Source organism: Tenacibaculum piscium (assembly GCF_021390715.1).
In the GTDB taxonomy this organism is placed as follows: domain Bacteria; phylum Bacteroidota; class Bacteroidia; order Flavobacteriales; family Flavobacteriaceae; genus Polaribacter; species Polaribacter piscius.
Genome location: NZ_JAJGWT010000006.1, coordinates 115,649 through 127,215 on the forward strand (window position 1 = coordinate 115,649; position 11,567 = coordinate 127,215).

The 11,567-nt window shown below is 31.2% G+C and carries 11 protein-coding genes; 3 read left to right on the plus strand and 8 right to left on the minus strand.

Annotated elements, in window-relative coordinates:
• From L0U77_RS07785 to L0U77_RS07800, 4 genes are all read right to left on the minus strand, one after another.
• On the minus strand, window positions 1-528 hold the full coding sequence (locus L0U77_RS07785; protein WP_101917679.1) for a thioredoxin family protein: 528 nt from the start codon (window positions 526-528) through the stop codon (window positions 1-3).
• Between the two features lie 128 nt (window positions 529-656).
• Entirely contained in the window at window positions 657-2,414 is a 1,758-nt protein-coding gene (locus tag L0U77_RS07790) for a peptide MFS transporter (protein WP_233900980.1), read from the minus strand.
• Between the two features lie 55 nt (window positions 2,415-2,469).
• Window positions 2,470-3,825, minus strand: coding sequence for a peptide MFS transporter (locus L0U77_RS07795; RefSeq protein ID WP_233884459.1), 1,356 nt, complete (start codon window positions 3,823-3,825; stop codon window positions 2,470-2,472).
• A gap of 7 nt (window positions 3,826-3,832) precedes the next feature.
• On the minus strand, window positions 3,833-5,977 hold the full coding sequence (locus tag L0U77_RS07800; protein ID WP_233897854.1) for a S9 family peptidase: 2,145 nt from the start codon (window positions 5,975-5,977) through the stop codon (window positions 3,833-3,835).
• A gap of 142 nt (window positions 5,978-6,119) precedes the next feature.
• Here L0U77_RS07800 and L0U77_RS07805 point away from each other — a divergent pair, with 142 nt between their 5' ends.
• The 3 genes from L0U77_RS07805 to L0U77_RS07815 are packed head-to-tail and all read left to right on the plus strand — an operon-like array spanning window position 6,120 to window position 9,582.
• A complete protein-coding gene (locus tag L0U77_RS07805; RefSeq protein WP_233900981.1) occupies window positions 6,120-7,391 on the plus strand; it encodes a hydroxymethylglutaryl-CoA reductase, degradative in 1,272 nt (423 codons plus the stop codon).
• Between the two features lie 4 nt (window positions 7,392-7,395).
• Complete coding sequence (locus L0U77_RS07810) at window positions 7,396-8,325, plus strand: GYDIA family GHMP kinase (protein ID WP_233900982.1); 930 nt, start codon at window positions 7,396-7,398, stop codon at window positions 8,323-8,325.
• A 48-nt stretch (window positions 8,326-8,373) separates the two neighbouring features.
• The gene (locus L0U77_RS07815) at window positions 8,374-9,582 is read left to right on the plus strand and encodes a BaiN/RdsA family NAD(P)/FAD-dependent oxidoreductase (protein ID WP_233900983.1); all 1,209 of its coding nucleotides are present in this window, start codon (window positions 8,374-8,376) and stop codon (window positions 9,580-9,582) included.
• A gap of 88 nt (window positions 9,583-9,670) precedes the next feature.
• On the opposite strand, the gene L0U77_RS07820 is transcribed toward L0U77_RS07815, so the two are convergent.
• The 4 genes from L0U77_RS07820 to L0U77_RS07835 form a co-directional block, all read right to left on the minus strand.
• Window positions 9,671-10,117, minus strand: coding sequence for a KTSC domain-containing protein (locus L0U77_RS07820; protein WP_101917668.1), 447 nt, complete (start codon window positions 10,115-10,117; stop codon window positions 9,671-9,673).
• Between the two features lie 131 nt (window positions 10,118-10,248).
• Entirely contained in the window at window positions 10,249-10,887 is a 639-nt protein-coding gene (locus L0U77_RS07825; RefSeq protein ID WP_233900984.1) for a hypothetical protein, read from the minus strand.
• Window positions 10,888-10,983: 96 nt separating this feature from the next.
• Window positions 10,984-11,271: a hypothetical protein gene (locus L0U77_RS07830; RefSeq protein ID WP_193700116.1), complete on the minus strand. Its 288-nt coding sequence runs from the start codon at window positions 11,269-11,271 to the stop codon at window positions 10,984-10,986.
• 22 nt (window positions 11,272-11,293) lie between these two features.
• Window positions 11,294-11,527, minus strand: coding sequence for a hypothetical protein (locus tag L0U77_RS07835; RefSeq protein ID WP_101917865.1), 234 nt, complete (start codon window positions 11,525-11,527; stop codon window positions 11,294-11,296).
• Between the last annotated feature and the right edge of the window lie 40 nt (window positions 11,528-11,567).

Consider the following 11,567-nt stretch of genomic DNA (forward strand, 5'->3'; position numbering starts at 1 on the left):
TTACATCGCACTTTTAAATTCTTTCTCAAAAGTTGTCCATTCTGTGGTTTTGTAATGGTCTTTCGTGAAGAAATTTATGATTTTTTCAAAACGTTGCTCGCTTAAATATCCGGGAACAGTTTGAATTAATCTTTTCTCTACATCAAAAAAAGCAGTAGAAGGATAACTCATTTGTCCTTTCATAATTTGGGCGGCTAATTCATGATACTTAACGCGTCCTTGCTCGATATATTTATAAGTTTTACCGTTGAAGAAAATATCATCCTTTCCTTCGCCGTCCATTTTTACAGCGTAATAATGCTCATTAAGATATTTTATAATACTATTATTTTCATAAGTTGTTTTATCCATTTTTTTGCACCAACCACACCAATCGGTGTATAAATCGACTAAAATAGGTTTCGGATTTTTGTCATTTTTAGCAATTGCTTGTTCAAAAGTTAGCCAATTAATTTTTTCTTGTGCCTGTACATTTATCGAAATAAATGCGATTATTACGAATAATGTCGTTAAAATTGTTTTTTTCATGGTTGATAAATTTCAAAAAAAGTATCTCAATAAGTGTTCCAAATTTACAAAAAAAACCTATCAATATTAATACTGTATTAATATTGATAGGTTTTTGAATTATTTTGACTTAATTTGTTGTAAATTAATTATTTAACTCCGTGCATTAATTTTTTAATTACAGGACTTAAGGCTAAAATAATAAGCGCCGCAATAATTGGAACAATTGTGAAAATTAAGAAAAATGTAGATAAACTATATTCTTCTGCAATATTTTCAATTTCACCTCCAATAACCGCTGCTACTTTATTTCCTATCGCAATGGCCAAATACCACATACCAAACATAAAAGCAATCATACGAGCAGGCACTAATTTTGATACGTATGCCAATCCGACAGGCGATAAACAAAGTTCTCCTAAAGTGTGTAATAAATACGCTAAAATCAACCAAACCATACTTACTTTAACGCCCTCTTGCATTCCGTAAGAACCATACGCTAATAAACCAAAACCTGATGCCATAATAACTAAACCTAAAGCATATTTTCCCGTTACTGATGGATTGTATTTACTTTCCCACCATTTCGAAAATAAAGAAGCAAAAGCAATGATGAAAAATGAATTTAATACCGAAAACCATGATACGGTAATTTCAGAAATATCCGATGAAAATTCACGACCTAACATCCAAAGAGCAATTGCCCACATAAGGCTAAAACAGATTACTAGAACAATGTTTGAACCTGGTATTTTTTTAAAAGTCTTTTTCCAAAGGATAAATAATACATAGGTAATTATTGCTAATGGAATTACAGTAATTAAAGCATTTATTGTATTGAATATTAATGCACTATTACCAGTTAAAACTCTATCGACATTATCTCTAGCAAATAATACTAATGAAGAAGCTCCTTGTTCAAAACTCATCCAAAAGAAAACCGTGAAAAAAGCAAAGATAATAAACGCAATCATTCGGTCTCTGATTACTCTAGTGTAACGACTAATTCTGCTGATTACTAATACTAAAAATGCACCTAATCCTGCTAATACAGCAATGTATTGTCCTTCTAGGCTTCCCATTTTTAAAGCTGAAAACATATCAAAACCTGCAATTTTTGAAATTGGGTCATTTAAGGCATATCCTAAACCTAAGGTTCCTGAAATTGCGATTAAAATTTTATCAATTTTTGTAAAAGGATTTAATTGCTCTTCTTCAGAACGATTTTTATTAATTTCAAGAGCTTCTGTTTCAGAAATAGCAACTGGTTTTGCACCAATTTGTCCGAATAAATTTCCTGACATCCAAAATTGGATAGTTCCTAAAAACATGAAAATTCCTGCTAATCCGAAACCATAATGCCAACCTACTTTTTCAGCTAAATATCCACATAATAACATTCCGAAAAATGCTCCTGCATTTACACCCATATAAAAAATGGTGTATGCACCATCTTTTTTATCGGGGCTTTTCTTATACATTTCAGAAATGATAGCCGTAATATTCGGTTTAAAAAAACCTGTTCCAATTACTAACAATCCTAATCCTGCGTATAATGAAATCTCGGTATCAAATGCCATTGCGGCATGTCCTAAAGTCATAATTAAAGATCCGATAACAACAGCTCCTCGATATCCTGTTAATTTATCAGCAACAACACCACCAATAATTGGGGTGATATATAATAACATGGCATACGTACCAAATAAAGCTCCTGCATTTTCAGCAGACCAACCCCATCCTGGATTATCGGCACCAACAATAGCCATGGTTAAAAAATTTACCAATAACACACGCATTCCGTAAAATGAAAAACGTTCCCACATTTCCGTGAAAAACAACACAAACAATCCCGCAGGGTGTCCTAAAACTTTGTCTTCAAATAAATTTTCAATATCTGTATTCATCTTTTGTTATATAATTTTTATTTAAGCGATTCTTTATTGGTCGTGGTTAATTAATTTAATGTTCTAAGGCTCTTTCGTTATCTTCAGCACCGTGTGTTAAGGCTTCTAATTTATTTCGGAAGACTAATACTAAAGCACCGAAAATCATACAAAAAACAGCGATTCCAGTAAAAATAGTACTTTCACCTAAGCTTTCTGCAGATTCTCCTAATAATCCTGCTAATTTATTTCCTAAACCTGTCATGGCAAAATAAACACCCATCATAATAGAAGCGTATTTTGTAGGTGATAATTTCGTGATAAACGATAATGCTACTGGAGAAATACACAATTCTCCTGTAGTATGAAGCATGTACGCCAATACTAACCAGTACATAGCAGAAGAACCTTCTTCGTTAAATTGAGCAACAGCACCTGTCATAAAAAAGAAACCTGCACCCATAATAATAAGTCCAATAATCATTTTAAATAATGATGTTGCTGTTTTCCCTTTTAGTTTTCTTTTCGCCCAAAAACCAGCAATTAAAGTTCCTAAAGTGATGATAAATAACGCATTTAAGGATTGAAACCAAGAAGCAGGAACTTCAAAGCCCATTAACATTCTATTTGTTTTTTCTTTGGCATAAATATTCATCAATCCACCAGCTTGTTCAAAAGCTCCCCAGAAGATAATTACTAATAAAAAGGAAATAAATAAAACAATAATTCTATCTTTTTCTATTTTAGTTAAAGGTTTGTCCATTAGTGCTTGTTCTGCTTTGTTTTCAGAACTTCCTAAAAAATTACCTACATGATTTAAATGTTTTTGACCTATAATATACTGTACCAAACCTAACGCCATTCCGATACCTGCAATTCCAAAACCATAATGCCATCCGTAAGTTTCTCCAACATATCCAACGACTAAAGCCGATATAAATGCACCGACATTAATTCCGATATAAAAAATAGTAAAACCTTTATCTCTTCTGATATCTCCTTGTTCATATAAACTTCCTACCATGGTAGAAATATTGGGTTTTAATAAACCAACACCCGCGATAATTAATCCTAATCCTGTGTAGAAAGCCCACATTTGCTCAATTGCCAAAACACTATGTCCGAGAACCAGTAAAATACCACCATATAATACTGATTTTTTTTGTCCTAAAAATTTATCAGCAATCCAACCTCCAGGAATTGACGCTACATATACGAGCATCGTGTACCAACCATATAATGACAACGCTTCTCCGTTGGTCCAACCTAATCCTGCGTTTTTATCAGTGGTTTGTGCAACTAAATATAATACCAAAATTGCCCTCATACCATAGTATGAAAAACGTTCCCACATTTCTGTGAAAAACAGCACATATAGCCCTATTGGGTGTCCGAATAATTCTTTTTGCGTACTAGATGCTGAATTTGTCATATGTTTCCTATAAATTATTTTTAATAAAGTTTGTCATTTTAGTATATAAGTGCAAACGAGTATTACCACCGTAAATTCCGTGGTTTTTATCAGGATACATTCCCCATTCAAATTGTTTGTTGGCTTGAATTAGTGCTTCTGCCATTCTATACGCGTTTTGAACGTGTACATTATCATCACCTGTTCCGTGGATTAATAAATATTTTCCTTTTAATAATTCAGGATAATTTAAGGGCGAATTTTCATCATAACCTGTTGGGTTCTCAGAAGGTGTACGCATATAACGTTCAGTGTAAACGCTATCATAAAAACGCCAAGTAGTTACAGGTGCTACTGCAATTGCGGTTGTAAAAATATCATTTCCTTTTAAGATACAATTCGTACTCATGTGTCCTCCGAATGACCAACCCCAGATTCCAATTCTATTGGCATCAACATACGGTAAATCAGCTAATTTTTTCGCTACTGAAATTTGATCTTCTGTTTCGTATTTTACTAAGTTTAAGTAGGTAACTTTTTTGAAATCTCTTCCTTTAAAACCAGTTCCTCGACCATCAACACAAACAATAATATAACCGCTTTGTGCTAGCATTTGATGCCAATAATCGTTCGAATCATTCCAGCTATTTTTTACACTTTGAGAACCTGGTCCTGAATATTGATACATCAAAACAGGATATTTCTTGCTTGCATCAAAATTAGCAGGTTTAATGGTGTACATATTTAAGTCGTTTCCGTTTATATTAATGGTAGAAAACTCTTTTTTACTTAAATTATACTGCGAAACTACTTGTTTTAAATCAGCGTTATCTTTGATGGTTTTTAACACTTTTCCTGTGTTATCTCGTAATGAATATACGGTTGGTGTAGTTGCATCAGAAAAAGTATTGATAAAATAATGCCTATTTTTACTAAAAGAAGCATTGTTTGTTCCTGATGGATTACTGATTAATTTTTTATAATCACCCGATAAAGAAATACTGTAAACACCTCTATTTATCGAGCCATTTTCTACGGATTGATAGTAAATTGTTTTTTTATCGGCATCAAAACCGTAATAATTGGTTACTTCCCAATTTCCTTTGGTAATTTGATTGATTAATTTTCCTTTTTTATCATAATGATACATATGATTGTAGCCATCTTTTTCGCTTGACCAAATAAAACTGTTATCTTCTAAAAAAGTTAAATCATCATTTACGGCAACAAATGCGTTGTCTGTTTCGTTTAAAATTAAGGAAGTATCGTATGTTTCGGCATTGATAAAATACATTTTCAAATCATTTTGATGACGATTTAAAGTACGAACAGCTAGAGTATTTGCATCTTTTGTCCAGTTGATTCTTGGAATATATTCATAATTACCAAACAGTACTTTAGCGGTTCCGTTGGTGTTTAAATTGTAAATATGCACGGTAACTTTTGCATTTTCTTCGCCTGCTTTCGGGTATTTAAAAACCTCTTGCGTTGGATATATTTCGTTTCCATATACATCCATAGAGAATGTTTTTACAGCACTTTCATCGAAACGTAAATATGCTAAATTTGTTCCATCAGCACTCCATTCAAAAGCTCTTACAAAGGCAAATTCTTCTTCGTAAACCCAGTCGGTGATACCGTTGATAATTTTATTTTTCTCACCATCTTTTGTTACCTGAACAAGGGTGTTATTTGAAAAATCTCTAATAAACAAATTATTATCTTTTGCGTAGGCAACTTTATTGCTATCTGGCGAAAAAGTAGGACGTTGAATATCTTCTCCTATTAATGTCAGCATTTTTGATGAAACATCATATAGATAAAATGTTCCTAAAAATGAATGACGAAAAATCGGTTTGAAATTAGTTCCTAAAATTAGTTTTGTTTCATCGCTATTAAAGCTGTATGATTGAAATGTTTTTAAACCGTTTAAAGTAGCGCCATTTACGATGCTTTCAACTTTTTCTAAGGTTTTATAACTGTATTTATCAACTGTTGATGTTCCATTTTCCGTATTTAATAAGGAATAAAAATCACCATTCATTGAATTTAATGAATTCATGTAATCGGCTCTAAATGTGCCTTTTCTCCATATATCTTCTAAGGATACCTCTTTTTTTTGTGCTTGCAAAAAAGTAGATATTCCTATGAAAATTATTAATATTTTCTTCATGTTGAATTGTTGTTTATCTGAAAAGTTTGCCAAGTTTACGGAAAAATCAGCAAAAAACGTGTCAAAAATATCATAAATACTAAATAAGCCCCCTATTTTAACAGGATTCATTTATCTTTGAACGATCTAAAATTATTAAAAAATGTCTAAAATTATTGCTGGATTTTCTAAACTTTCCAAAGAAGAAAAAATAGAATGGTTAGCGAAAACGTATTTTTCTAAGCAACCTAAAATTACTCAAACCTTAAAACAATATTGGAATGCTGATGAAAAACTGCAACAATTACATGATGATTTTATAGAAAATACCATTTCTAATTTTTATATGCCCTACGGAATTGCGCCCAACTTTATCATAAACGGACGTGATTATGTAATTCCGATGGTAGTTGAAGAAAGCTCTGTTGTTGCTGCTGCTTCGTTAGTAGCAAAATACTGGAGTACTCGTGGTGGTTTTAAAACTGAAGTTGTCTCTACAACCAAAATTGGACAAGTACATTTTATGTATGAAGGCAATAAAGAAGATTTAAACATCTATTTTGATAATCAAAAAGAAAATTTATATACAGCAACAGGTTCCATCACTAAAAATATGGAAAAACGTGGCGGTGGTATTTTAGATATTCAATTAATTGATAAAACCGATAAACTTGCCAATTATTATCAACTTCATGTCACTTTTGAAACAAAAGATAGCATGGGAGCAAATTTTATCAATTCTTGTTTAGAAGCTATTGCTAAAACTTTTCAAAAAGAAGATATTGAAATTGTAATGAGCATTTTATCAAACTATGTTCCTGAGTGTTTGGTACGTGCTGAAGTTTCTTGTAAAATTGAATATTTAGGCGGAGAAAATCCTCAGAAATTTGCTCAAAAATTTGAACAAGCTGTTAAAATTGCTGAAATAGAACCTTACAGAGCCGTTACGCATAATAAAGGAATTATGAACGGTATCGATGCGGTGGTTTTAGCTACAGGAAACGATTTTAGAGCTATTGAAGCGGGCGCACATGCTTACGCTTCAAAAGATGGACAATATCGTAGTTTAACACATTGCGAAACAAAAGACGGAATCTTTAAATTTTGGATTGAAATTCCGCTTGCTCTTGGAACTGTTGGTGGTTTAACGGCTTTACATCCGATGGCAAAATTATCGTTAGATATGATGCAAAAACCGTCAGCAAAACAATTAATGGAAATTGTTGCAACCGCTGGTTTAGCTCAAAATTTTGCTGCTTTACGTGCTTTAACAACCAAAGGAATTCAGCACGGACACATGAAAATGCACTTGCAAAATATTTTAAATCAGCTAGAAGCAACATCCGAAGAAAAAGAAATTGTTACCACTTATTTCGATAACAAAACTGTTTCTCATAGCGCCGTAGTTACTAAAATTAACGAATTAAGAAACTAAAATTTTGGATACATTTTATAGTAACGGAAAATTATTATTAACAGGCGAATACCTTGTTTTAGACGGCGCAATATCATTGGCTGTTCCAACGAAATTTGGGCAAGATTTAACAGTTGAGCCCATAAAAGAAGAACAACTTATTTGGGGAAGTTTTACCAATACTGGCGAATGTTGGTTTGAAGCTACTTTTGATTTACCAAAATTACGTCTAAATTCTGCCACTTTTAATTCTGATAAAGAAGGAAATGCGGAGTTTATCGCAGAAACTTTATCGGATATTTTACAGGAAGCTAAAAAATTAAATCCTGATTTTCTAAACGATGAAAATGGTTATGTTATAAAAACAAACTTAACTTTTCCTCAAAACTGGGGATTAGGAAGTTCATCAACTTTAATAAATAATATTGCAACTTGGGCAAAAGTAAATCCGTTTATTTTATTGCAAAATGCTTTTTCAGGAAGTGGTTACGATATTGCTTGTGCAAGTAATAATACACCGATTTTATATCAACTAGAAGCAAAAAAACCGATTGTATCAAAAGTAGAATTCAATCCTAATTTTTCTGATGAATTATTTTTTATCTATTTAAATCAAAAACAAAATAGCCGAGAAGGAATTGCACAATATAAAGAACACAGAGAAAGTGCTAAAAAATTAATTCCTGAAATAAACGATTTAACAGAAGCATTTTTAAAGGCAGACTCTACTAAAAACATCAATAAAATAATCGTTGAACACGAACAAATAATCAGTTCAATTATTAAACAAACACCTGCAAAAAAACGACTTTTTCCAGATTATTTTGGAGAAATAAAAAGTTTAGGTGCTTGGGGTGGCGATTTTGTTTTAGCTACAGGAAATGAAAATACCATAAATTATTTTGAAGAAAAAGGATACAACACAATTGTACCTTATCAAAAAATGGTTTTATAATCGTTTTCAGAAAAATATCAAAATTATTCAAACGGATAAAAATAAATAATGAAAAAAGTAATTATTATAGGTGGTGGTGCTGCAGGACATTTTACAGCAATTAATGCAAAAGAACAAAATCCTGATTTAGATATTACCATTCTTGAAAAAGGAAAAGAAGTTTTACAAAAAGTAAAAATTTCTGGTGGAGGACGCTGTAATGTTACACACGCTTGTTTTGAACCGAAAGAATTAGTGAAATTTTATCCTAGAGGAGAAAAAGAACTTTTAGGTCCTTTTCATCAATTTATGACAGGCGATACTTTTGAATGGTTTGATGACAGAGGCGTTCCGTTGAAAATTGAAGATGATAACAGAGTTTTTCCTGAAGAAAATACTTCGCAAGCAATTATTGATTGTTTTCAAAATTCTATTGATAAATTAGGAATTAAAGTCTTAAAAAATCACGGTGTAAATTCTGTTGAACAAAAAAATGAACAATGGATTATCAACACAAAAGAACAACAATTTGAAGCAGATTATTTAGTAATTGCTGCTGGTAGTTCTAAGAAAGTTTGGGATTTATGCAAAACTTTAGAGCATACTGTTATTGAACCTGTGCCTTCATTATTTACTTTCAATATCAAAGATAAAAGAATTATAGATTTAGGCGGAATATCTGTTCCAAATGCAGATGTAAAATTAGTAGGAACAAATTTAGAAAATTCAGGACCTTTATTAATTACACATTGGGGATTGAGTGGTCCTGCAATTTTAAAACTATCAGCTTTTGGAGCACGAATTTTAGCTGATAAAAATTATCAATATAATGTTTTAGTAAATTGGCTAGGACAAGATTTTGATGACACTTTAAACGAATTAACAGCTCTAAAAAGTTCGGAAGCTAGAAAACAAGTGAATTTAAAATCGCCATTTGCTGATATTCCTCGTCGTTTGTGGGAACGTTTTGTTGCTGCTGCTGAAATTAAAACAACCCAAAACTGGGGAGATTTAAGCAATAAACAATTACATAATTTAGCTACGCAATTAACAAAAGGATTGTTTAATGCCAACGGACGAACCACTTTTAAAGATGAATTTGTAACTGCTGGAGGTGTTGATTTGAAAGAAATTAACTTTAAACGTTTTGAAAGTAAACTACATAAAAACTTATTTATGGTTGGTGAAGTTTTAAATATTGATGCCGTTACTGGCGGATTTAATTTTCAAAATGCGTGGACTGGTGCCTTTATTTGTGCAAAAAGTATTGCGGAATAATTAAAAATATAAACAATAAAAAAGCCTTTTTCGAATTTGAAAAAGGCTTTTTTTATATAAATTAACAACAAAGTGTTAAAGCAAATTTTTAAGCGTTTGCCATTGCTTTTTTCGACTTTCTGTAGATGAAAGAATTGAAAATATTTCTTTTTCCGAAGTTGTTTATCGATTTTGCATTTACAAATTTGATAAATAATTTTCTACTAACACCAAAGTATTCATACGTATTACCATCAGTAAAAGTAACCTCTAACAACATACTTTTATGTTGATAATCAGCAACTCTCGATTCTGTAATCGTTACTTTATACGCATCAGCATGTGCTTCTTTAGTTTCAGGAGCAATACTTACTAAAAAATGATATCCATCAATAATTTGAGTACTTACTTCTTCCGCTTCTAATTTCTTATCCTCGTCTTGAAATTTATCTGGATGCCACTCTTTTACCAATCCTCGGTACGTGGTTTTTAATTCTTTTAAAACTATAGCGCCTTCTACATTAAAAAGCTTCTTATATTCTTTTATACGTTTCATCTGTATGAAATAATTTAGCCCGCGAAATTACTCAAATTATCTGAATATGAGATACAAAGCTGTTTAAATTTAAAAATATTTTATTTTATCCAACGAATATTTTAGCTAAATACTTCAAAAACAATTCTTAATTAATAACTCATAACCGTACCAAAATATAATAATTGAAATGTTTTGACATCTAAAAGTAAACAATTCATTGCCATCATGATTCCGTAGTTTGAAGTATCAAAAAAAAGATATTCAAAATAATTTAATTCATGTTCATCGAAATCATAAAAAATAGTATCTGTTTTAAAATGACCCTTATAAAAATTTTCTAATTGCGATAATTGATGCCCATTAATTTTAACAGCATAATTATACAAACTATCAATTTTTATTTTAAGCTGATTCCCCTTAAAACTTAGTGTTTTATCATTTGCAAAAAGTAGGTTTTTATAATGATTTTCCGCTAACATTTCATATAAAATCTGTTCGGTATTTACTTGATTTTGAAGTTCCTCAATATATTTCGATACATTATTAGAAAGTCTATTTAATTGTCCTATTTTAACGCTAGTATGTTGAAACATTAGCGGTTTTTCTTGTGCTTGTTTTTCAAAGAACAATGTTCTACCGAGAATCATTTTATCACTAAGCGTAATAGCTTCCGTTATCGATTGATGCGCTGTGTAAGTCGCAAATTTATGTTGCGAAAAACCATTCAAAGAACCACTAAAACAAAAAATAAAAGGAATAATGAAAGTGAAAAAATACCGAAGGTTCATAGCATAAATAATTTTAGTGAAAAATAGTAAATTTCGGTTGGTTTTTATAGATTAAAACATCAACTTATAAAACCAACCGAAATTAATCAGAAATGATTATTCTTCCTCTTCGTAACAATTAAACACCATTGTATACCCGTATTCTAGGGCTTCTTCATAGTGCTCTTTTTGATCTTCATCAACATCATCTGCAGAGTTTAATGTAAAATATTCTTCTTCTATTTCAGTAACTTTCCAACCTTCGTCTTTTATATAATGTTTGGCAAGTTTTAAAGCTCCTTCGATATCTTTATAATCGATATACAAACTTACATAAGCTCCTGCAACTTCATCATAATGTTCAGACGATTTCTTTGGTTTTGCTAAGGCATTTATTAAAAACATAATTCTATTTTTTTAAATTTAATTAAACAAGTTCGCCTCGGTGAGGCTTTAAGGCATCTCTAAAAATTTTCATAACGCTTTCATCAATATTGATAAAAGCAATAGCATGCATCGGGTGTAACTCCTGAAAATTTACTTCATCATACGCTAAATTATCAATTAAAGCAAATTCCTTTAAATGAATGCAATGATGCTTGGCAGTAGCTAATCCGTCAGGACCTTTAAAATCCCATATTAATTTTATTTTTTTACCCATAAATTTATACGGTTTTATATCCACAAAAATACCAAATTTA

Bases quoted from the DNA above. Each gene is read 5' to 3' on its own strand.
- L0U77_RS07785 (WP_101917679.1), bottom strand. From the start codon at position 528: ATGAAAAAAACAATTTTAACGACATTATTCGTAATAATCGCATTTATT.
- L0U77_RS07790 (WP_233900980.1), bottom strand. From the start codon at position 2,414: ATGAATACAGATATTGAAAATTTATTTGAAGACAAAGTTTTAGGACAC.
- L0U77_RS07795 (WP_233884459.1), bottom strand. From the start codon at position 3,825: ATGACAAATTCAGCATCTAGTACGCAAAAAGAATTATTCGGACACCCA.
- L0U77_RS07800 (WP_233897854.1), bottom strand. From the start codon at position 5,977: ATGAAGAAAATATTAATAATTTTCATAGGAATATCTACTTTTTTGCAA.
- L0U77_RS07805 (WP_233900981.1), top strand. From the start codon at position 6,120: ATGTCTAAAATTATTGCTGGATTTTCTAAACTTTCCAAAGAAGAAAAA.
- L0U77_RS07815 (WP_233900983.1), top strand. From the start codon at position 8,374: ATGAAAAAAGTAATTATTATAGGTGGTGGTGCTGCAGGACATTTTACA.
- L0U77_RS07820 (WP_101917668.1), bottom strand. From the start codon at position 10,117: ATGAAACGTATAAAAGAATATAAGAAGCTTTTTAATGTAGAAGGCGCT.
- L0U77_RS07825 (WP_233900984.1), bottom strand. From the start codon at position 10,887: ATGAACCTTCGGTATTTTTTCACTTTCATTATTCCTTTTATTTTTTGT.
- L0U77_RS07830 (WP_193700116.1), bottom strand. From the start codon at position 11,271: ATGTTTTTAATAAATGCCTTAGCAAAACCAAAGAAATCGTCTGAACAT.
- L0U77_RS07835 (WP_101917865.1), bottom strand. From the start codon at position 11,527: ATGGGTAAAAAAATAAAATTAATATGGGATTTTAAAGGTCCTGACGGA.